Below are 22,080 nucleotides of genomic sequence, written 5' to 3' on the forward strand. Positions count from 1 at the left end.
CACCCCCTTTACGGCTTGGTGTTTTCAAATTGAAACTTATTTTAAAACACCCTTTATTACTGCGTTATTGGAATCGTTCTTTTGCAATTGCAGAAGAGCCCATTTTACTACTTTCTTTACCCCGAAGTGGATCAAGTTGGCTAGGCGAGGTGCTTGCGCAGCAAGACGATGTTCGTTACCTAAGAGAGCCAATAACCAGTGTTTATATGACTATATTAAGTAAAGGCGTTTCTTTTTTTATGCCTAATAGTTGTAAATATCATGCGCTTTACCAAACGGCTGCTGATAACGCATTTAATGCTAAATTAAACTACCCTAACAGTGTTGTGTATAAAGGCTCAGATTGGTATGACTTAAAAAATAAAAAAAAGTTACTAATTAAAGAAGTGAACCCGCTTTTTTTGCACGATTTTATGTGTCGCTTTAAGCCTAAAGTTATTTATTTAGAGCGTTGTGTTTATGCTACTGCTAAAAGCTTTATGGCACTAGGCTGGAAAGGTGATGATTTATTTAGTGAGCGCTTTGACCCCATTACATTGGAAAAAATACTTTCAGTTAAAGCGGATCTTCTCACCCAAGATTTTTATTTTCAGATGGGCTTTTTACAAGGGGTTATTTTAGCCATTAATGAGCCTCACTTTAGTAGTAATAATATTTTACGTGTTAGTTATGAAGATATAATTGCAAACCCAAAAGTAGAGGTGGCAAAAATTACAGCGTTTCTAAATTATGGTAATACGGCTCAAGTACAACAATATATTGAAGAGTCGCTTTCCAGCCAGGATTCATACCAAGTGGGTACATTTTCAACTAAACGAAACAGCAAACAACTGCAAGAAAAGCAAAAACAAGAAAGACTAGAGCCGAATTATGAAAAAACGATACAGGCTTATAATTTAGGTTATACCGGTTTCAAAGCTAAGATGCAGTCGTGATATTTTTTAACTTCAAGAGCTTAATTAACGGTGAGATATTAGCTGTTTAATCGATGATATAACAATGCTTGGGGTGTGCAATATAGCTTGATGCAATAGCTGCGCATATTGTTTGGTCTTTGTGTTAAAAAACAGAAAGCCATAGCTTGCGAGCATATAAGAGATAACGGTTGCCCATGCTGCCCCAAGCCCCTGATATTTTGGGATAAGAATTAGGTTTAGTAAGATGTTAGCCATAGCTCCAAGCAAGCTTGATAAAAGACTAAACTTATATAGCTTCTCGATGATAAGCCATTTTGACAAGATAGCGCGTTGAAATATGAATATACAGGCAAATATGTGCACACTTAATATTGCTGCACTTTGTTGATATACCTCACCGTATAAAAGTAGAACTAAAGGCTCAGAGATTAACCATATGATAGCACTCAAGATGAGAGCAGCCAGGGTTATTAGGCTAATTAGCTGACAGAGTAACTGAGTATATCGGTCTTGATTTTTGAATTTGTAACGGCTGAGTTGTGCTGTGAAAACGTTAGCAATTAATACTGGAAATACATACCAAAATTCAGATAATTTAGCTGCTGCTGCGTAATATGCAACAGCTTCGCTGTTTATTAACTGGGCTATCATTATTTGATCTATTTTCAAATATAAAATAGCTGCTATACCAGATGATAAAAGCCACTTTCCTTTATGGAAAAGTGCTAGGTAAGTGCTTCTAGTTGGTCGCTTTTTTAGCACTTTATGATGTTGCTGGTATAAATAAGTAAAGTAATAACTACACCCTATGATTACGTATTCTAAACCTTGTAATATAACGAGTGTTGTTAATGTGGCGTTGTTAAGAATTGCAATAAGCTTTAGCGTGTTGGTTAAAAGCAGGGCTGTTAATCTTAGGGTTAATAAAATACCTACTTGTCTTTTGGCTAAATAGTAATATTCAATAACATAAAATAAACTAAAGCCTTGCATAGCAACCAGCATAACTATTAATTCAGGGCTAGAGTTTTTATGAGCGAAGTTAAAAGTAATAATGGCAGCTAATACAATGGCAAGTATGGCACCGGTCAAGCGGATCTTTAAGGCGCTAGAAATATAATAATGACTATTTCTTGGATGTTTAGCTATGTATTTAGTGATGATGTTGTTGAGACCCATTACGGCCAATGGAGCAAAAAAACTAGCAAAAGAGAGGATATAAGAAAATTCACCAAATATAGTTGGCCCAGCTAGGCGAGCCAGTAAGATACTGTTTATAAAGCTAAGGCCCAGTAAAATAACTTTTTCAAAGATTAATAGCAGGCTATTTGTAACGCTTGAAGCCATTTGGGTTATAAGTTTTATTTGGAAAAAAGATATTATACATAAATCAGTCAAAATTGGCACTTAAAGCTTGAATGGTTCAGCTGCCCTGTATAAGCTTCGTGGTTTGTAAACACTAGAAAAGGGCATAAAGTGTTAATTGAAATTAGAGGCGTTCAGTTTGTAAATAAAGGTGCTGAGTTAATGCTTAGAGCCATAATTGAAAAGTTGAATGATGAACTGCCACATGCCGAAATTTGTTTACAACATACCAAAAATTCACCTTATTTAAAACGCGCAGAAGTTGGGGCTTTTCAAAAAGTGAATCTGTGTAAGAACATTGTAGATTTAAATGGTTTAACCTATTTTATTCCAGCTTCACTACGTCGTTACTTTAAAAACCGTTTTGGTATAGTAACCGAAGCCGATATTGATGTTGTGTTAGATGCGTCAGGCTTTAGTTATGGCGATCAATGGTCGAATTTAATTTTGCGGCAGGTTGCCACGATAGTGAAACGATTTAAACATCACAAAAAGCACTACATATTCATGCCACAGTCTTTAGGCCCGTTTTCTTTAGATAATAATAAAAAATATGCAAACAAAGCCTTTAGTAATGCAAGTTTAGTGTTTGCCCGTGAAGAGCTCTCTTATCAACATGTTACGGAGTTGGTTGCTGATCCAATACAGGTAAAGCAAGCGCCTGATTTTACAAACCTGCTAAAACCCGCCGAAAACGCTGAGTATGTAAAGTATCAAGATCATATTATTGTGATCCCAAACTCTAAAATGTTAAGTGAAAAAAATAGTAACACTTGGTGGCGGGAAAACTACATAAGTACATTAGCTAGCTTAGCTAACAGTGCACTAAGGCTTGGCGAAAAAGTCATTATTTTAAATCATAGTGGTAGAGAAGATGATTCTCTATGCCGAGAATTAAAAGCTTTGCTAGTGTCTCCGTGCGAAATAGTAGAGCCAGATAACGCAGTCGCTGTGAAGGCATTAATTGCTCGTGGGAAAATTGTTATTAGTTCGCGTTTTCATGGTTGTGTTAGCGCGCTTTCGCAAGGTATTCCATGTATTGCAACAGGGTGGAGTCATAAATACCAAACATTGTTTAAAGAGTATTCGTCTGATGATTTGTTGTTACCAGAAAAAATAACTGAGCAGAGGCTAAATGCATTATTCACTGAATGCCTAGAAAAGCACAGTGATAGAAAAGAGAAATTGATAAAAGATGCTTTTAAATATCAGCAACAAAGTGAAAAAATGTGGCAATTTGTATTATCTGTGCTTAGATAAAGTATGTTTTAAGTTAGCTGTGCTCTGTCTTAAGTGTGCTTTTTAAGTCAGTTCTGATTCATTGTTGTTATGTAAAATCACAATTTAGTTACGAAGTTTTACAGTTTCGCTAGGTGTTAGCTTGTATGGTTTAGGGGAATCTTGTAAAATCCCTGCCTTTGTTTTGCCATTTACATAATAAAACAAGGTCGGTGCATCTCAATGCTATGCTAGGCAAAGAGGCGCAAACTTAATTATGCGCTCTGTTATGGGGCAGATTTTGTTTAGTAATCGTGTTTTCTTTAATCCAATAAAACTTATATATTTATTCGTATTAAATTATACTTAAGGCGATTATAAAGAGCCATTAGGATGAGCTATGTTAACTAAGGTTGGTTTTTAGTGCTATTAACAACTATTGCATTGTTTATGTGCTCGTTTTTGAGCCTTTTTGTTTTTAGAAAATTTGCAATTTACATCAATCTTGTCGACCAACCTAATGCCCGTAAGCATCATCACGGTTCAGTTCCTTTAGTTGGCGGACTTGCTGTATTTGTAGTGGTGTTTTCTTACTTACTTATTTTTCCCGATACAATCACATCTTCATTTTTATATCTTGGCTGCGCTAGTACGCTTTTATTCGTGGGCGTACTAGATGACCTGTACGATATAAGCTTTCGCTTTAGACTTGCATTACAAGTGTTGATCTCTGCATTGATGATGGGGGTTGGTGGGTTGATCCTTTCTCATATAGGCTATTTGTTTGGTGATTCGGCCACCGAGCTTTCTTATTTTGGCTACCTAGTTACTGTTATTGTTGTTGTTGGTGCAATAAATGCGTTCAACATGGTTGATGGTATTGACGGTCTGTTAGGGGCACTGGCGACTATCACGTTTAGTTCGATGGGGCTTTTATTTTATTTTAATGGCCAACAAGAGTTAGCAGCGTTTTGTGCAGTTATTGTATTTGCTACAGTGCCTTACATATTATTGAATTTAGGCATTCCGTTAGGGCAGCGTTTTAAAATATTTATGGGTGACGCAGGCAGCACTGTTATTGGCTTTACTGTTGTTTGGCTACTGCTTGAAGGCTCACAAACACAACTTAACCCATCGTTTAGCCCAATTACTGCGTTATGGTTAGCTGGGGTACCAATTATTGATGCCGTATCGACCATTTCACGACGAGTCAAAAAAGGTCAGTCGCCTTTCAAGCCAGATAGAGAACATCTACATCATATTCTTCTTCGTTTAGGCTTATCGACAAGACAAGCGTTGGTGGTAATTTGTATTTTTGCACTTTTATTTGCCGGCTTTGGAATATTAGTTGAAGTTGTGAATATTCCAGATTACATTTCACTAATAATATTTTTAATTGTTACTGCTGTATATTTTGTGTGTATGCAAAGAATATGGCGTATAAGTGTGCGTGTGCGACAGATTTTTGGAATTAATCGCAAGCGTAACAAGTCTTCTGACTAGGTTTATAATGTCTAACCCAAAAACTTCCCCTGTACTTATTGGTGGTGTTGCCGTAAATCCATACGAGAGCTTAGAGCAGCTATTAGCTGATGTCATTGACCCAAGTGGTAAAGTGGTACCAGGTATGGCAATCGCTATTAACCCAGAAAAAGTGCTGAAAGCACAAAGCGACCCGCAAACCCATGATATTTTAGCGCAAGCAACTATCCCTTTTGCTGATGGTATCGGGGTGGTAAAAGCATTACAACAAAAAACAGGTAAAAAGTGTGTACGTATTGCTGGCTGCGAGCTGTGGCTGGATATTTTACAGCATTCGATTACACACCAATCAAAAGTTGTATTAATTGGTGCAAAACCAGAAGTCATTGCTCAGTGCAATGGTATTTTAACTGATAAAAAAGTAAATGTTGTTGCTTATCAAGATGGTTACTTTAACGATGAAGCCGTTATATTTGATTTAATACAGCAAACGACCCCTGATATTGTCATTGTTGCTTTAGGTTCACCAAAACAAGAAAAGCTTATTGCAAAATTACGAGAAACTCATAGCGACGCTTTGTATATGGGTGTTGGCGGTAGTTTTGATGTGCTCGCAGGCAATGTTAAAAGAGCCCCAGAAATGTGGCAAAAGATGAACCTTGAATGGTTTTATCGACTTATAAAAGAACCAAAGAGGTTTTTTAGACAACTGAAACTACTTAAGTTCTTACAGCTGTACTTGTTCAAGAGGTTGTAATGAAAGTACTTGTACTGTCAAATATGTCACCAAAAATATCTGCACCCTTACAAGGACTTTTTGTTGATAATCAAGTTCAGCGTTTACAAGAAGTTGATAAGGAAATTGACTACTATAAAATGAAATGGAATTCAGATAGTCTCCTATGTAAGTTGTTTAAGTACCCTGTTTTTTTCTTACAATTCTTTATCGATATTATATTTAGTCGTAAAGAATATGCATTGATACACGTACACTTTTATTACCCAACTATTATTTTGGCTGCGTGTTATAAAGTGTTCCGAAACTCAAGTGTTAAAATCACTGTGACATGCCATGGTAGTGATGTGTACCTCTATTCATCGCCTAACGTTATTTATCGTAAATTGTCTAATTGGGTTGATCATTGGGTTTTTACATCTGAGCAGCTCAGAGAGCGTTTTTTTAAGCATGTTGAACCCTCAAGTGTTTTGTGTGCTGGGTATGATGATCGTATTTTTATGCCGCGACAAATACGTGAAGAAAAAAAGTATGATTTTATTCAAATAGGAACGCTTAATTATAATAAAGGGATTGATAGGTTTTTATATTTGGTTGATAAGTTTCCTAATAAACAATTTTTATTAATTGGTGAAGGGCCCTTAAAAAGTACCATTATTACAGCATCAGAACGTTATAGTAATTTAGTTTATATGGCGAAACAGCCACCAGTTCATTTAGCTAACTATATTCATGAATCAAAATTTTTACTTTCTTTATCAAGAAATGAGTCTTTTGGATTAACTATCACTGAAGCTCATGCATGTGGTGTTCCTTGTATTGCCACTGTAACAGATGGCTCATTAGCCCAAATTAATGATGAACCTAGATTAGTTTCTCAAGTAGATATGACAGAACAAGCGGTTTTAAATAGTTTAGAGTCAGTCATACGCAACGTCAGTTCTAAAAATGATAGTGATTATGCACAGTTATCGAGCGTAGTGATTAATGAAACTGCAGAGTTCTCACTCACGTATATTGCTAAAAAAACGCTTGACCAATATGCTAATCAGCTAGGAATGAATTCTGATGCAGAATAAGACAATCGGCATTTATCTCCCGACAAAAAATAGAGTTGAGTTGTTAAAAAAGGCTGTGGACTCGGTTTTAGCACAAACATATAGCAATTTTAAACTGTTAATTGTTGATGATGGCTCTACAGATTCAACACCTGAATACCTAAAATCAATAACAGATCCTCGCGTTTCATTTATTAGGAATGAACAATCTGAACGAGCATGCAATGCAAGAAATAGAGCCATAAAAGCGCTTGATACAGAACTTGTTACTGGCCTAGATGACGATGATGTATTTTTACCTGGGCGTTTGGAACGTCTAATAAGTGTTTACGATCCTCGTTTTGCGTTTGTATGTAGTGGTTACTTTTGGGACTACGGTGCTCATAAGAAATCTTTGTTTTCTAGTAATAAAGTGATTTCTATTTCTGCTGCGCTGGATCTTAATCAATGTTCAAATCAAATACTTGTTGATCGTAATAGAGTGTTAGAAGTGGGTGGTTTTGATCCCGAACTACCTGCATTACAAGATCATGATTTATGGGTTAGGTTAATAGCAAAATATGGAGATGCTTATCGTTTAGGCGAAGAGCTTTATATTGTTAATGATGATCAAGAATTAGAGCGTATCTCATCGGTAAGAAATAAACTTAATGCGATTGATTTGTTTGAAAAGAAACACTTTTCAATTATGAGTCAAAGAAATAAAGAAAACTTTGCATTTTATCGCAAAAAAATTAAAGGCGAAAAAGTTTCTTTTCTAGAACTCTTGAGTTCAAGCCAGCATGGTTTATTTTCTCTAAAAGTCAGGCATGCCTTGGCACAAAACTTAAACCAAATAGCAAAGTATCGATTAGATTACATGCACACAGGTAGCGTTGACCAACCTGTTGTAAACTGGTTTTTAAAGGTATTGATACCTTTAATTGCTACCGGAGGTCCAGGAGCTTCTAGGGTTATATTATTGTCGTCGTGTATTTTCTTTTTAGGCGCGAGTAACACGGCTTCTTTTGGTAGTGACTTTTTCATTTTAATGCTTTTGAATACCATGTTTAGTCAAAGTTATGGCTTTTTTGTTCTTAAACAAGATTATAGAAACTCATTTTCTGCAATTAGTAGGCAGTCTTTAACTGGGTTGTTAGTCGCAATAGTGATTTTATGTTGCTTGTTTATATTGGGAATAATTTCTAATTTAATTTTTTTGCTTCCATTATTGATCATTTTGCACTTTTATTATTTATTTCGTTTTAAGCGAATTGCAAAACATGGCTTTTTTATTTTAGCGATAGCAGAGTGTTTTATTTCTCTAACTTGCCTTATTGCCCCTATTGTTTTGAGTCAGTTGCAGATTGAACAGCCTAATGCCCCATACATTGTTTATGTGGCTGCATCATTTTTAGGTTTATTGGTCGTGCTAACCTTTAATGAGAAGCAAATTAATGGTTCTAAAAATAATAAAGTGCCGGTACAAAAAGTCATCAATATTGCAATTTCTACCGTAGCAAGTGTTTTTGCTTTATTTTGTTTCCCATATACAGCTAAGTTGATCTTAGAGCCAGAGGTTGCTTCATACGTGGCGCTTACTATTTCATGCTTTTCAATTGCAATGTTGATACCTCGTACTCAAGCTAATAAATCACTACCTAGGTTGGGTTTAGATAATTTGTCAGCAAATATTTTAATAAGTATTAACAAGAGTTATAGTAAACTAATTTGGGTGAGCTGCTTTGTAAGCTTGCTAGTAACAGCCTGCTACTTAAATTTACTCACAGTTCCTTGGAACTTAGCATTCGCAATACCTGCAGCTATTATGGCTTTATTTTTATGCTCACAGTCTGGCTTTATCTATTTAACAACATTAAGTTTACGTGGCAAAGATGCCATTGTGGCTAGATTAAACTTGATGGTACTAATAGTTACTCTTGCTTCATTGAGTTTGCTAGTTTTTAATATTTTGAATATTAATATGGTTGGTTTATTGCTGCCTTTTATTTGTATTACATTTATAGGTAGGAATATCCAAGCTAAGAAAATGATAATTGACGATAATAATATACACACCTTGGAAGAATAATGACTGATGAGTTAAAAAATGATGATCACCTATTTAATATTGATTTATATGATATTTTTAAGTGGTTATGGAAAGATAAATATGTGATAACAGCCTTTACTCTTATTTTTGCAGCTGTATCTGTTATTTATGCTTTATCTATTGAAAATAAGTTTAGTTCGAAAGTGACTGTTATTTCTAATATAGAAGACTCAAAATCAATAGGTGGCTCCCTTGGTGGTCTTGGGGGGATCGCATCAATGGCCGGTTTATCCTTAGGTGGTAGTACTATGTCGCCAGAAGTATTGAAAGAGATTTTGATGAGTAACTCATTTCTAGGAAACTTTGTTGTTGAAAAAAATATAGCTCCTATAATTATGGCTGCTCAGTCGTATGATCCGGCGTTAGAGAAATTTCACTTTGATGAAAAAATATACGATGAAAAAAATAGAATATGGGTAAGAAAGCATACTTACCCGCAAACACTTGAACCTAATACAACTGAGCTGGCTGTAAAGGTTAAAGAAAATTTATCAGCTAATTATGATAGGAAAACTAAGTTAATTTCAATATCATATAGTTCATACTCACCTTATTTTAGTAAAAGCATATTAACTGATTTAGTAAATCAGTTTAATTTATATATTAAAAATGAAGAGCGTACTAAAGCCTTAAAAACAATCGAATATTTAAAGAATGAACTTGGAGGAGTTGGTTTAGTTGAAGTTAGAGTAACTATGCAGACTCTATTAGAAGAGCAATATAAAAAACTAGCACTTGCCGAAACAAGAGATGACTATGCTTTTAAAGTTATAGAAGAGCCACTTGTAGCGTATAAAAAAAGTGAACCTAAAAGAGCTGTTATTTGTATTCTTATCACGTTTATTGGATTGTTTTTATCCATTGTGGTTTGCTTAACGTATCGCATTTTAAAACGGAGTTAGTTTTGAATAAAACTAACTTCTCAACGGTCTTGGTTGGTTTTTATACTAGGCTGTTATTATTATTAATAGTCTTATCTCTTTTTTTGCAAACGGCACTAAGTTCTGCTGGCTTACCTGTATATTTAGACGAGTTGCTAATGGTAAATGCATTAGCCTGCCTTGCAGTGAAATCATGGACAGATAAAACAGCTAAAGCTTTTTTCAAAATATATATTTTGAGCTTTTTTTTGCTAATAGTATTAAGCATTAACTCTATTGGCGTTAGAAGTTATTTTTCGATATTGTTTCAAATTTTTATCCACCTGAAGTTTATAGTCTTTTTCTCATTCCTATTTGTGTTTTTCCAAGGTGAAAGAGCAAAAAGTCTTGTGTTATTTTTTCTTGTAGTGTCACTTGTTTTTATGTTTTTGAATATATTTACAGGCTCTTTGTTTAATGCTTTCTTTGATAAGCCACTACAATTAAGAGGAGGGTTTGCACGCCCTATTGGAATTCAAGGAGATACCGCCAGCTTAGGTACTACACTTGCAATTGCCGCGAGTTTTTACATATGTCACAAAGAAAATATTCAAATTAAAGCTAAGCTACTTTTGATGTTCTTATTTACCGTATTAATTTTGTTATCAAGCGTAAGAACCGCACTCATCGTTCTCCCCTTAATCTTCTTGTGGTGGTTTAAGGATTCATTTAAAACATTTCTACTTGCGACGTTTTTTTTGGTCGTTGCAGCCTTCTCTTTTAAGTCATCAAATTATGTTGATGAGCTTGTAGAGATCACTGTACAAAATGTTGAGTGGACTGTTGAAAATCCCGTTGAGTCAGCCTATATCCGTGGCATAATGATTTTCTTTTCATTTGAAGTGGCAAATACACATTTTCCCTTAGGAGCAGGTGCTGCAATGTATGGGACCGTTATGTCAGATGACAGTCCAATTTACACTGAGATAGGCCTTCAAGATAGTCGGTTTTTTATAGAAAAGGATGGTATATATGACAGTAATTTTGCTAGCTTGCTAGGAGAGTTTGGTTATTTAGGGCTACTTATCTACTTAATTTTATTCTACAAGGTAATTACACTTCCTGAGCGTCTAGGTGTAGCTAAATTGTCGAGTGAGTTTAAGTTTGTTTTTTTCTTGCTTATATTAGGCTACTCGATTGCAACGCCAATATTTATGAACACATACCCTGCGTTTTGGCTAAGCTTAATCGCTGTGGCGGCATACTTACCTGTAAAGAAAACGATAAAAGAGCCCGTACAGCATAATAAGCTTATAGCTAGTGAGCACAACCAATAACATACTTGACTAAAGTCAGATATTTATATTGTGTTATTGATATAAATGCTCAATAGATGTCTCTTAAGGTCTAGTGTTTCCTGTTACTATATTTAGACAAGTATACATAAGCATTTTTTATTGAAGCTGATAATTAATCTGCCTAGCAAGACGGGGAGTACGCCTTATTAGGCAGTCACCCTATATCATCACAATAAAGCGCTTTAAAATCGGCTTCATAATATTGCTTTTAGTTACTTACCTGAAACTAATAAATATAGAGACAGTAATTATGAAAAGAAGTATAGCAAGGTAGTGCTCAACTTAATGCTGAGACTTGTTTTAAAACATCGAAGCTTGACCTTAATATTCTTATTAACCTGAATATATTACCTTGGTAGCGATGATATGAGACGGTAACGTTTTATGAAGAAAAAATAACACCTGAACATAAAGGAATAGAAGGGCATATAGAGCATATAGCATACTTCTGATAACATCTCTTATACATTTTCTCTTAGCATTTTTATCAATAGTTAGGCTATAATGCGCAGCAATTTATCGGTTTGGAGTTATGATGGAATTTAAAAATGTATCTGTAGTGGGGCTTGGTTATATAGGGCTGCCAACTGCCGCGGTGATCGCTTCGCGTGGGGTTAATGTAATAGGACTTGATGTTAGTCAACATGCTGTAGATACAATTAATGCCGGTAATGTGCATATCGTAGAGCCAGATCTTGATATGGTTGTACGCAGTGCTGTACAAGCTGGTAATCTAAAAGCAACTACCATAGCTGAAAAAGCGGATGCTTTTATGGTCGCTGTTCCAACTCCTTTCAAAGATAATTATGAAGCTGATTTAACCTATATAGAGTCTGCCGCTAAAGCAATTGCCCCTGTGCTTGAAAAAGGCAATCTAGTTATTCTTGAATCGACTTCGCCTGTTGGTGCAACAGAAGAGCTTGCAAAATGGTTGGCGCAAGCACGCCCTGATTTAACTTTTCCGCAAACCCATGGTAGCGAAGCTGATATCAATGTTGCTCATTGCCCTGAGCGTGTTTTACCTGGCCATGTATTACGTGAATTAGTAGAGAATGACCGTGTTATTGGTGGGATGTCTGAAGCTTGCTCTAAAAAAGCTGTGGCTCTTTACAAAATATTTGTAAAAGGTGAGTGCTTGCTTACCAATGCTCGTACCGCTGAAATGGCTAAGCTAACAGAAAACTCATTCAGAGATGTGAATATTGCCTTTGCCAATGAGCTTTCTATGATATGCGATAAGCTTAGTATCGACGTGTGGGAATTAATAAAACTGGCAAACCGTCACCCGCGTGTAAATATATTAAACCCAGGCCCGGGTGTTGGCGGGCATTGTATTGCCGTGGATCCGTGGTTTATTGTGAGCTCAGCGCCAGAAACTGCCAAGTTAATTCGCCAAGCTCGCGAGGTAAACGACAGCAAGCCGCATTATGTACTTAAACAAATTGTTGATGCTGCTGAACAGTTTAAAAAGCCCGTTGTTGCTTGTATGGGCGTGGCGTTTAAAGCTGATATAGACGATTTACGCGAAAGCCCAGCGCTGGATATAACTAAAATGCTTGCAGAACTAAATATTGCTGAAGTGTTAGTTGTTGAGCCAAATATTGACTCTCTACCAGAGTCTCTTACTCGATTAGGGGTTGAGCTGGTCACTGTAGAACAAGCTATTGAGCGCAGTAACACGTTAGCAGTGTTAGTTGACCATAAAGAATTTAAAGCAATTCCACCTGAACAAATTGCAAAAAAAGTGATTGTAGATAGTCGCGGAATCTTTTAAGTAAACGTATAAAGTTATAAAGCCCGCCATAAAATGGCGGGCTTTTATTTTAGGAAAGTAAATGAAAGTTTTAACTGTATTTGGCACACGCCCAGAAGCTATTAAAATGGCACCTTTAGTTTTAGCGCTTGAAAATGCACCTGAAATTGAAGCAAAAGTGTGCGTGACCGCCCAGCATAGAGAGATGCTAGACCAAGTGTTAGCGCTATTTGAAATTACTCCTGATTATGACCTTAATATTATGAAAGCTGGTCAAGATCTCTATGACATTACAAGTAAAATTCTTTTAGGCTTACGTGATGTACTTGATGAATTTCAACCTGACTGGGTGTTAGTACATGGTGATACAACCACGACCTTTGCTGCATCAATGGCTGCATTTTATAAACAAATAAATGTAGGGCATGTAGAAGCAGGTTTGCGAACAGGCAATTTATACAGCCCATGGCCGGAAGAGGCAAACCGTACTTTAACAGGTGTGCTGGCAACTAAGCACTTTGCCCCTACTCAGGCATCAGCCGATAACTTATTACATGAGCATGTGCCGAGTAAGCATATTCATATCACCGGAAACACGGTAATTGATGCACTGTTACAAGTAAAAAATGATGTTTTGCCAAATGCGCAAATACAGCAGCAAATGACAGAAAAATTTGCTTCATTTCTTGATAAACCTTATGTGTTAATTACAGGGCACCGCCGTGAAAGCTTTGGTGGTGGTTTTGAGCGTATTTGTGAGTCTATTTCACAGCTTGCCGTGAAGTACCCTAACTTTAACTTTGTCTATCCAGTACATTTAAACCCTAATGTACAAGAACCAGTAAATCGCTTGCTGGCAGATAAAGCCAATGTAAAACTTATTGAACCACAAGATTATCTACCATTTGTATTTTTGATGGATCGTTCATACCTAATTTTAACTGATTCTGGTGGTGTACAAGAAGAAGCCCCCAGTTTAGGTAAACCAGTACTTGTGATGCGTGATACAACTGAGCGCCCCGAAGCCGTTGCTGCGGGTACGGTTAAATTGGTAGGAACGCACGTTGCAACTATTGTCGATTCAGTCAGTGAATTGATAGATGATAGTAAAGTGTATGAGCAAATGAGCATTGCTCATAACCCTTATGGAGATGGGTTAGCGTGTCAACGAATCGTTGAAAATTTATTAGCTTCTAACAAGGCTTAGTTAGCAACCTTTATATTTATTATTGTTGTGGTTTAGTTAATAATAAGTAGGCTCAATTTTATTGTTAAAAATAGCCCCTTACGCAAGGTTACATTGCTTGCTGATACCAGCGCTTAAAGTAATTTGGTGGGGGTTATATTTTTAAGTTATTCAATCTAATGGTTGTTTATTAGAAATTTAGCGAACAATTGTAATATTCATTTTGCAATATAAAGTTTGTAATAGAGCTTATAGAGGGATCGCTTACCATGAAAATTACAGTGGTTGGCACGGGTTATGTTGGTTTATCAAATGCTTTATTGTTGGCACAGCATAATCAGGTTGTCGCATTTGATATTGATAGTCAGAGAATTGCCAAGTTAGTAGATAAGTGCTCTCCAATTATCGATGATGATATAAGTTTGTTCCTTAAGCGCAGCGAACTTAATTTTACTGCAACGACAAACAAAGAAGCTGCACTTGCAGAGGCTGAGTTTGTGATTATTGCTACGCCGACAGATTATGACCCTCAAACAAATTATTTTAATACCAGCAGTGTTGAATCGGTTATTCAAGATGTACTTAAAGTAAATCCAGATGCAGTCATTATTATTAAATCGACTGTACCTGTTGGTTTTACCGAGTCTATCTGTGAAAAGTTGAACACAGATAAAGTTATTTTTTCTCCTGAGTTTTTGCGTGAAGGTAAAGCATTACACGACAACTTACACCCATCACGTATTATTGTTGGTGAGCAAAGCGAGCGCGCTAAGCAGTTTGCAAGTTTATTAGCAAAAGGTGCGATTAAATCAGATATTGATATTCTTTTCACAAATGCAACAGAGGCGGAAGCGATTAAACTGTTTTCGAACACTTACCTTGCAATGCGTGTGGCTTATTTTAATGAACTTGATAGTTATGCTGAAAGCCATGGCTTAGATTCAAAACAAATAATAGAAGGAGTTGGGTTAGATCCACGTATTGGCAACCATTATAATAATCCTTCTTTCGGATATGGTGGCTACTGCTTGCCTAAAGACACGAAACAACTGTTGGCAAACTATAAAAATGTACCTAATAACATTATTGGTGCCATTGTTGATGCGAATACCACCCGCAAAGATTTTGTCGCGAATGCTATTATTAATCGAAACCCCAAAGTGGTGGGGGTTTACCGATTAGTAATGAAAACAGGCTCAGATAACTTTAGAGCGTCTGCTATTCAGGGCATTATGAAGCGTATTAAAGCAAAAGGTATTGAAGTGGTTATTTATGAGCCAAGCCTTACCGATACTCGCTTTTTTAATTCTCGTGTTATGACTGACTTAAATGAGTTTAAACAGCTTGCAGATGTGGTGGTATCAAACCGTATGTCTGAAGAGCTAAGCGATGTTGCAGATAAAGTGTATACACGTGATTTATTCGGCAATGATTAACCGTTAAGCATATTACCAGTAATCATCCTGTTTATGTTTTTTACTCTTTTATTAAGAGGTTAACTAACACAGTTAGGCGTTGACAGCCGCGTTGTTAACGCCCAATAGAGCTATTTTAAGTGTTTGTATGCCCGTAACTAAAACCGATTAAGCGGTTACACCTCCTCCCGTTTACCCACTTTGCGCTACAGAAATAAAAAACGAATATGTTAGTCATACTCGTTATGAATAGAGTCTATGGAAAATAGTCATAAAGGTTGATTTTTGGGTACAGCTTTGTAATCCTATTACTACGTTAGGTGGTAATTCATCTCCCATCAAGTTTTAGGCTGCTAACGTAAATATAAATTGAATTAACTTATAGATAAAGGACTAATCATGAAAGCAGTTATCCCTGTTGCAGGCCTTGGTACGCGTATGTTGCCAATGACAAAAGCTATCCCAAAAGAAATGCTCCCTTTGGTTGATAAACCACTTATTCAATACATTGTTGCAGAATGTATTGCTGCAGATGTTAAAGAGATCGTATTAGTTACTCATAGCTCCAAGAATGCAATCGAAAACCATTTTGATACAAGTTATGAGCTAGAAGCCACGCTTGAAAAACGTGTTAAACGGACTCTTTTGGATGAAGTTCGCTCAATTTGCCCTACAGATGTCACTATTATGAGTGTTCGTCAAGGTGAAGCTAAAGGCTTGGGACATGCAATTTTATGTGCAAAGCCAATTGTGGGCGAAAGTGATTTTATAGTTTTATTACCAGATGTTATTTTGGATGCTTACACGGCAGATCAAAAAACTGAAAACCTAGCCGCAATGATCAAGCGGTTTAATGAAACCCGAGCAAGCCAAATAATGCTTGAGCCGGTAGCTTACGATGATGTAAGTAAATATGGTATTGCCGATATCAATGGTGCGAAGCTGACTGCTGGCAACAGTACGATCATCAAAACGATGGTTGAAAAGCCTGATGCCGATAAAGCCCCTTCAAATTTAGCGGTTGTTGGTCGTTATGTGCTTAGTAAAAGTATTTGGCCTTTACTAGCGAAAACACCTGTAGGCGCAGGTGGTGAAATCCAATTAACCGACTCGATTGATAAGCTAATAACACAAGAGACTGTAGAAGCATTTCACATGAGTGGCCGTTCCCATGATTGTGGTGATAAACAGGGCTATCTAAAAGCGATTGTTGAGTACAGCATGCGTGATGAAAAATTAGGTGCAGAGTTTAGTGAGTTCTTGTCTGAGTTAGTAAACCCAGAAAAACCAAGCCACTTAAAGATTGTCTGAAGAGGCTTGGTTTTCTGTAAACTAATTGAATTCAAAAAGTTACAACGCAGAGCAAATAGGCCTTAAGCTGACGTTGCTCTTAGTCCTATACAAGCGGTTTCATTATTATATTCCATATAGATAAAATAAGTTGATGTTCTACAAGCTGCTTTGAAGAGCACTAGCTTTGCGAGTTTATGATGCTATATGATAGGTTATTCTAGCAGCTAAGCTCATCTCTTATATTAACACTAGATGATTAATATACATGATGAGATGAGCTTGTAGTAAGTGTTGCTAAGTCATTAGTAATAAATAATAAAAACTAAATGGCTATAGGTGTAGATTAAATTTCGATGAATTGCTATCGATAATTATACTATATCATCGTGGCCTTAAGGTTGTTGGCCAGCAATCGCTTGATAAATATTATTACATTAGTTGATAGACGCGATATATTATAAGAAGTACAGGTGGTAAAAAACCAGCCACACCCAAAGGTCCATATAAGCTAAATATCAATAAATGCTTGTTTTTTATCTTTGCGGCTTTGTCTCTTTCGGTTGTAATAAAAATAACAAAAATAGATATATAGATGAATGCTAGCCACCTTCCCCAATCGGTGCCAAGCAAAAACATAGGAAAGCTAGAGATTAATATTAAATAGTATTGAGGTTTTTTAAATTCAATACCGATTAAATATAGGTATATGAGTAGAAGTAAATATACAAGCACCATATAAATTGTAGATATGTTAAAAGTTAATTTATTTGATGTGAAAAAGAGATTGTCAGAAATACTTCTTGTCCAAACCTTTAAAGGCTCTCCAGTTAAGTTAGTTGTATGGTACTCTATATATGATATCGGTAAGTTGCTCTTTGAAAATGAATCTAGTATTTGTTCATAGCCTAATTCATACGAGCCAAATAAGACTACTATTAATATCGACAAAATTAAAAAGTATAAAGTTTTACACTTTATTGACTCAATAAAAATTTCTTTTAATGAGCCTAATTTAACTCTATCAGACAAATATAGAAGGAATGCTCCTGGGAGTAATGCAAATACATAGATCTCATGAATTAATATACCGATCATAGAAAAGGTAAAAAATAAAATAGGGTTCTTTCTATATATTATGCTTAACATGAATAGTGCAACAAGTATCGGGTCAAATCTTCCTAGATCTGAACCGAATTGCATAAATGTTGCTGGTGATAAGATAAAAAGAATATAAATAAAGCTTTTATTTAATCCAAGTTTATAAAAAAAATAGTGAGTTGTTGCAATAAAGAATATAATAAAAGAAAGCTGAAATAGAAGTAGGGAACCTTGAGTAAATGAACCATTTGAAAAATAATAAAAACTCCCTATAAAGCCTCTTTTTACAAACCCAAAATCCATATAATTTATTGCATAATGAGTCGCATTCCAAGCCATGGTTAAATCTTTAAATGTAAGCTCTTTAGTTATGTTAAAAACAGCTACACTAATTAATGAGATTAAAAATGATATGAATATATACCTGTGTTGTTTGAAGTAAATCATAATTTCAACCGAGTGAAAACGAACTTAGGTATAAACTTAATGACAGTCATAATGATAAACCAAAAAGCGGGTGTATAAGAAAAAGAACTTTTTTTACTTATTCGTTTTTTGATGATTTGAGCAACCTTATCAGGTTTTGCCCATAGAGCTCCTTTATTAAACTCAGCTGTCATAGGTGTATCAACAAAACCAGGTTTAATATCGAGGACATGAACACCTGACTTATTGAGTCTCTGTGCCAGTCCTTGCAAGAAAGTTGAGACCATACCTTTTGCTGCACCATACACATAGTTTGACTGACGTCCTCTGTCTCCAGCAACGCTGGTGATAACGGTTATGTTTCCTTTTTTTTGTAGCTCCATTTTATTTGCTGTGTGAGTGAGAAGGGAGATAACACTAATGCCATTGGTATTTAGCTCCTCGATTGCTTGTGTAGTATCATTTTGACACAGCTCTTGGTTAGGGAGACTACCGTGAGCAATAAGAACTACATCAACATAACCTAGAGTTTCGAAAGCTTGCTCAATAAGAACTTCGTGAGAATCAAATTGGTTCGCATCAAATGCCGAAGTATGAACTGTGTTTGCTCCTCTCACAGTTAAATCGTTTATAATGCTTTCGAGCCTTGTTGTATTTCTTGCGATGAGGTATAGATTAGCTTTCTCTGCAGCGTATAGCTTCGCAACTTCTTCTGCCATCGCTGAAGTTGCCCCGATTATAATAATATTTTTCACAATTTTTACAATCCTATTCTTTTAGACTGGAGCGAGAGGTATCGTTCATCTGCGCCATATTTTTTTCTTAATACTTGAAACTTTTTCCAATGAGGGTAACTTGCTTTAAACATCTCCTCTGACATTCTAACGTCTTTGGAGAGGTATATGCGCCCTTTGTATTTCCTCACGATGAGGTCGAGACGATCTAATAAAGCAAATAATTTGTTGTTTAGCTTGAAATCAAGCGCTAGAGTATACCCCTCCAGAGGGAAAGATAAATAATTTATGTTACCTTTACCAAACACTTTCAATACCGCAAGGAATGAACCTTGTTTCGATTCAGCGATAGCTTCAAGAATTTCTTTAAGTCCCTCTTTTCCAGCTTCTTTAGGAATAACAAACTGATATTGAGTAAAGCCATTTTTACCATACATACGGTTCCAGTTACTGATTCCGTCAAGGGGGTAGAAAAATGAATCATAGTGTATTGTGTTGTTCAGTTCTTCCTTGACTTGTTTGTTATAATAAGCAGAATTAAAAGCCTGTATCGTGTATTTGTTAAGTAGGAAAGAAGGCATATCGCATGGCATATTTAATACGCCGCTTTTATGCGTAGTTAATTCACCTTTGCATGCGTGCTCTCCAAGCATTAATAATGAGCGACCGAGATTGCTGCCTGTAGAAAGACAGTCGATCCATGCTACAGAATAGGTAGCATCTCTATACTGCTCAAATAGCTCTAAGACAGTATCAAGGTTTTTAGCTTTTATTACTTTCTGATTGATGTAGGAACTTGTTATTGGCCTTAATTTGAATGTTGCTTTAGTAATGATACCAGTTAGCCCCATACCTCCACATGTTGCGTGGAATAAATCTGAGTTTTCTTCTCTTGAGCAAGAGATCTCTTCGCCCTGTATACAGATAGTTAAAGAAGTAACATGGTCACTAAAACATCCATCTATATGGTGATTTTTTCCGTGAACATCACTTGCAATTGCGCCACCTACTGTTACGAATTTAGTGCCTGGAGTAACGTATAAAAACCACCCCTTAGGCACAAAATTCATTAGGATATCATGGAGTGAAACACCAGCTTCACAGTGAAGTTGCCCTGTATTTTCATCGAATGAGATAAAATGATTTAAGCGATTGCTTATTATAATATTTTCTGAAAGTGCGCTATCACCATAACTACGCCCTAAGCCTCTAGCTATAATATTTCTCTTTTCATTAGCTAACATGTGACTTGATAAAGGTGCGCTAATATTTGCATCAATATGCGGGTATTTCCCCCAACTGGTCATCTTTTTCATTTTAACGCTCGATAAATACATATTTTTTATCTAAGTAATATTTAGCTACATATCCGAGGGACAAACCAATTACAGCGCCAACATAGCGCATTGTTTTGGTTTCAAACCAGATATCGAAAGTATATTCAGTGATCCAAAATAGAAGTGTAGTAATTATACCCATTAAACTGTAGAGCAAAAACGTAGTGAAACTCTGTTGCTGGCTTTTAGTTTCAAACTTAAAAATAAACCTCTTATCTAGTAGGTACTTTACAATTAAACCAGCCAAAGTGCCTATAAACATACTGACAACGATTTCATACTGGTGATGATGAAATAGGTTGGATGTTATTTCTTGTGTGAAAAGGTTCACAATAGTCGCAATAATAGCAAAAGCGACATAGAGCATACTTTTAGTCATTATTTATACATTGATTTTCATAAAGTAACACTCTATCATTTTGCCCAGATTTTGACTAGATTCTGCCTAGATTATATTAAGAAGAATTAAAATGTTTAGTTTACCTCCATTACTGCGCCTAATGCGACCAAAGCAGTGGATCAAAAATGCTTTTGTTTTTGCGCCTTTGCTTTTTTCTGGGTTATTTACCAATATGTTGTCGGTGCAGGATACTTTTATTGCCTTCATTATTTTTTGTTTAGCTTCATCAGCTACCTACGTATTAAATGACTACAATGACATTGAGAATGATAGAAAACATCCAGTAAAGTCAAAAACAAGACCTCTTGCATCGGGTGAAGTGAGCAAGTTACAAGCTCGTATTTTGATGGTGATATTATATGGTACAGTTGCGCTATCGGCATTAGCTTACTTGCAGGTAGTTATTGTTGTCGCTGCGTATTTAGTGTTGAATGTGGCGTATACTTTTTATCTTAAACATCAACCTGTTTTAGATATTTTTACTATAGCGACGGGCTTTGTTTTACGAGTGTATGCTGGTGCGGTTTCTTTGAACGTACCACTTTCATCTTGGATGTTCATTACAACACTTTCTCTAGCCCTTTTCTTAGCAGCGATAAAGAGACGACAAGAATTGATGAATAGTGGTAACAAAGCTCGAAGTGTATTACAGCACTATACGATTGACCTTGTTAATAAGTATGCTGAAATGTCTGCGATTTGTGCAATATTATTCTATAGCTTATTCGTTATTTCAGATAAACCAAATATGGTATATTCGATCCCATTTGTTTTATTTGGCTTATATAGATATTGGTTCATCGTAGAGTCAAAAGACTCTGGAGAGTCTCCTACAGACGCTTTGTTTGCAGATCGTTGGTTACAATTGACTATTTTAGGTTGGGTAGGCGTTTGTTTTTATTCAATTGCTGTATAAAAGGAATTTGTTGTGGATCTTAGTTACCTTATTACACCTTTTTTTGCTTGGCTAGTAGCTGGGTGCGCAAAGTTTGCCATCAATACAATCCGAGCAAAACGTTTAGCGTTTGATTTGATTGGGTATGGTGGTATGCCAAGTAATCATAGTAGTATTGTAAGTAGTACTGCAGCAATTATTGCTTTTAATGAAGGGGTTCATGAGCCTGCTTTAGTAGTTGCTTTAGCCTTAGCATTTATAGTTATATTAGATGCAAGCAGTTTAAGGCAACAAGTGGGTAAACACGCGAAAACTATTAATATTATTAATGAAAATAAAATGATAAAACCCTTAAGAGAGCGAATGGGACATACTCGCCTTGAAATATTAATGGGTATCGTAACTGGTGTTGCTTCAGCTAGCTGTGTGTATTACGTTTTCAAATTTTGAATAAAAT

19 protein-coding genes are annotated in these 22,080 nt (G+C 35.9%); 14 read left to right on the forward strand and 5 right to left on the reverse strand.

The genetic code is table 11. The features are described from left to right. Positions 1-29: 29 nt before the first annotated feature. Positions 30-935, forward strand: coding sequence for a sulfotransferase domain-containing protein (locus NQT69_RS15805; RefSeq protein ID WP_256828645.1), 906 nt, complete (start codon positions 30-32; stop codon positions 933-935). Between the two features lie 24 nt (positions 936-959). Here the strand turns inward: NQT69_RS15805 and NQT69_RS15810 are convergent, their stop codons facing one another. Beyond that, on the reverse strand, positions 960-2,264 hold the full coding sequence (locus NQT69_RS15810; RefSeq protein ID WP_256828646.1) for a flippase: 1,305 nt from the start codon (positions 2,262-2,264) through the stop codon (positions 960-962). 129 nt (positions 2,265-2,393) lie between these two features. Here NQT69_RS15810 and NQT69_RS15815 point away from each other — a divergent pair, with 129 nt between their 5' ends. The 11 genes from NQT69_RS15815 to galU all read left to right on the forward strand — a co-directional run bounded on the left by NQT69_RS15815 (position 2,394) and on the right by galU (position 16,751). Then, positions 2,394-3,542: a polysaccharide pyruvyl transferase family protein gene (locus NQT69_RS15815; protein ID WP_256828647.1), complete on the forward strand. Its 1,149-nt coding sequence runs from the start codon at positions 2,394-2,396 to the stop codon at positions 3,540-3,542. Between the two features lie 381 nt (positions 3,543-3,923). Continuing rightward, positions 3,924-5,003: a UDP-N-acetylglucosamine--undecaprenyl-phosphate N-acetylglucosaminephosphotransferase gene (gene wecA / locus NQT69_RS15820; protein ID WP_256828648.1), complete on the forward strand. Its 1,080-nt coding sequence runs from the start codon at positions 3,924-3,926 to the stop codon at positions 5,001-5,003. Positions 5,004-5,010: 7 nt separating this feature from the next. After that, complete coding sequence (locus NQT69_RS15825) at positions 5,011-5,739, forward strand: WecB/TagA/CpsF family glycosyltransferase (protein ID WP_256828649.1); 729 nt, start codon at positions 5,011-5,013, stop codon at positions 5,737-5,739. Then, positions 5,739-6,797 (forward strand): glycosyltransferase family 4 protein, encoded by a 1,059-nt coding sequence (locus NQT69_RS15830; RefSeq protein ID WP_256828650.1) that lies wholly within the window; start codon positions 5,739-5,741, stop codon positions 6,795-6,797. Before NQT69_RS15825 ends, NQT69_RS15830 begins: the two co-directional genes overlap by 1 nt. After that, entirely contained in the window at positions 6,787-8,847 is a 2,061-nt protein-coding gene (locus NQT69_RS15835; protein WP_256828651.1) for a glycosyltransferase, read from the forward strand. The genes NQT69_RS15830 and NQT69_RS15835 overlap by 11 nt, the downstream gene beginning before the upstream one ends. After that, entirely contained in the window at positions 8,847-9,770 is a 924-nt protein-coding gene (locus NQT69_RS15840) for a Wzz/FepE/Etk N-terminal domain-containing protein (protein WP_256828652.1), read from the forward strand. The genes NQT69_RS15835 and NQT69_RS15840 overlap by 1 nt, the downstream gene beginning before the upstream one ends. 2 nt (positions 9,771-9,772) lie before the next feature. After that, positions 9,773-11,065: a hypothetical protein gene (locus NQT69_RS15845; RefSeq protein ID WP_256828653.1), complete on the forward strand. Its 1,293-nt coding sequence runs from the start codon at positions 9,773-9,775 to the stop codon at positions 11,063-11,065. Positions 11,066-11,621: 556 nt separating this feature from the next. Beyond that, on the forward strand, positions 11,622-12,860 hold the full coding sequence (gene wecC / locus NQT69_RS15850) for a UDP-N-acetyl-D-mannosamine dehydrogenase (protein WP_256828755.1): 1,239 nt from the start codon (positions 11,622-11,624) through the stop codon (positions 12,858-12,860). Between the two features lie 61 nt (positions 12,861-12,921). Further along, positions 12,922-14,046, forward strand: a complete 1,125-nt coding sequence (gene wecB, locus NQT69_RS15855) for a non-hydrolyzing UDP-N-acetylglucosamine 2-epimerase (RefSeq protein WP_256828654.1) — start codon at positions 12,922-12,924, stop codon at positions 14,044-14,046. Between the two features lie 248 nt (positions 14,047-14,294). Further along, entirely contained in the window at positions 14,295-15,461 is a 1,167-nt protein-coding gene (locus NQT69_RS15860) for a nucleotide sugar dehydrogenase (protein WP_256828655.1), read from the forward strand. Positions 15,462-15,839: 378 nt separating this feature from the next. After that, positions 15,840-16,751: a UTP--glucose-1-phosphate uridylyltransferase GalU gene (gene galU, locus NQT69_RS15865; RefSeq protein WP_256828656.1), complete on the forward strand. Its 912-nt coding sequence runs from the start codon at positions 15,840-15,842 to the stop codon at positions 16,749-16,751. Positions 16,752-17,162: 411 nt separating this feature from the next. On the opposite strand, the gene NQT69_RS15870 is transcribed toward galU, so the two are convergent. The 4 genes from NQT69_RS15870 to NQT69_RS15885 form a co-directional block, all read right to left on the reverse strand. Beyond that, entirely contained in the window at positions 17,163-18,170 is a 1,008-nt protein-coding gene (locus NQT69_RS15870; RefSeq protein ID WP_256828657.1) for a hypothetical protein, read from the reverse strand. A gap of 104 nt (positions 18,171-18,274) precedes the next feature. Then, the gene (locus tag NQT69_RS15875) at positions 18,275-19,012 is read right to left on the reverse strand and encodes an SDR family oxidoreductase (protein ID WP_256828658.1); all 738 of its coding nucleotides are present in this window, start codon (positions 19,010-19,012) and stop codon (positions 18,275-18,277) included. A 5-nt stretch (positions 19,013-19,017) separates the two neighbouring features. Continuing rightward, complete coding sequence (locus NQT69_RS15880) at positions 19,018-20,307, reverse strand: FAD-binding oxidoreductase (RefSeq protein ID WP_256828659.1); 1,290 nt, start codon at positions 20,305-20,307, stop codon at positions 19,018-19,020. Between the two features lies 1 nt (position 20,308). Further along, complete coding sequence (locus NQT69_RS15885; RefSeq protein ID WP_256828660.1) at positions 20,309-20,707, reverse strand: GtrA family protein; 399 nt, start codon at positions 20,705-20,707, stop codon at positions 20,309-20,311. A gap of 91 nt (positions 20,708-20,798) precedes the next feature. Here NQT69_RS15885 and NQT69_RS15890 point away from each other — a divergent pair, with 91 nt between their 5' ends. Together NQT69_RS15890 and NQT69_RS15895 are read left to right on the forward strand one after the other, a co-directional pair. Then, entirely contained in the window at positions 20,799-21,644 is an 846-nt protein-coding gene (locus NQT69_RS15890) for a decaprenyl-phosphate phosphoribosyltransferase (protein WP_256828661.1), read from the forward strand. Positions 21,645-21,656: 12 nt separating this feature from the next. After that, positions 21,657-22,073 (forward strand): divergent PAP2 family protein, encoded by a 417-nt coding sequence (locus NQT69_RS15895; protein WP_256828662.1) that lies wholly within the window; start codon positions 21,657-21,659, stop codon positions 22,071-22,073. The last annotated feature ends 7 nt before the right edge of the window (positions 22,074-22,080 follow it).

The organism is Pseudoalteromonas shioyasakiensis (assembly GCF_024518675.1).
GTDB lineage: Bacteria > Pseudomonadota > Gammaproteobacteria > Enterobacterales > Alteromonadaceae > Pseudoalteromonas > Pseudoalteromonas shioyasakiensis_B.

Excerpts from the sequence above, each read along its gene's own strand:
- NQT69_RS15830 (WP_256828650.1), top strand. The coding sequence starts at position 5,739 with ATGAAAGTACTTGTACTGTCAAATATGTCACCAAAAATATCTGCACCC.
- NQT69_RS15880 (WP_256828659.1), bottom strand. The coding sequence starts at position 20,307 with ATGAAAAAGATGACCAGTTGGGGGAAATACCCGCATATTGATGCAAAT.
- NQT69_RS15840 (WP_256828652.1), top strand. The coding sequence starts at position 8,847 with ATGACTGATGAGTTAAAAAATGATGATCACCTATTTAATATTGATTTA.
- wecC (WP_256828755.1), top strand. The coding sequence starts at position 11,622 with ATGGAATTTAAAAATGTATCTGTAGTGGGGCTTGGTTATATAGGGCTG.
- galU (WP_256828656.1), top strand. The coding sequence starts at position 15,840 with ATGAAAGCAGTTATCCCTGTTGCAGGCCTTGGTACGCGTATGTTGCCA.
- NQT69_RS15860 (WP_256828655.1), top strand. The coding sequence starts at position 14,295 with ATGAAAATTACAGTGGTTGGCACGGGTTATGTTGGTTTATCAAATGCT.
- NQT69_RS15885 (WP_256828660.1), bottom strand. The coding sequence starts at position 20,707 with ATGACTAAAAGTATGCTCTATGTCGCTTTTGCTATTATTGCGACTATT.
- NQT69_RS15835 (WP_256828651.1), top strand. The coding sequence starts at position 6,787 with ATGCAGAATAAGACAATCGGCATTTATCTCCCGACAAAAAATAGAGTT.
- NQT69_RS15870 (WP_256828657.1), bottom strand. The coding sequence starts at position 18,170 with ATGGCTTGGAATGCGACTCATTATGCAATAAATTATATGGATTTTGGG.
- NQT69_RS15890 (WP_256828661.1), top strand. The coding sequence starts at position 20,799 with ATGTTTAGTTTACCTCCATTACTGCGCCTAATGCGACCAAAGCAGTGG.
- NQT69_RS15810 (WP_256828646.1), bottom strand. The coding sequence starts at position 2,264 with ATGGCTTCAAGCGTTACAAATAGCCTGCTATTAATCTTTGAAAAAGTT.
- wecB (WP_256828654.1), top strand. The coding sequence starts at position 12,922 with ATGAAAGTTTTAACTGTATTTGGCACACGCCCAGAAGCTATTAAAATG.
- NQT69_RS15825 (WP_256828649.1), top strand. The coding sequence starts at position 5,011 with ATGTCTAACCCAAAAACTTCCCCTGTACTTATTGGTGGTGTTGCCGTA.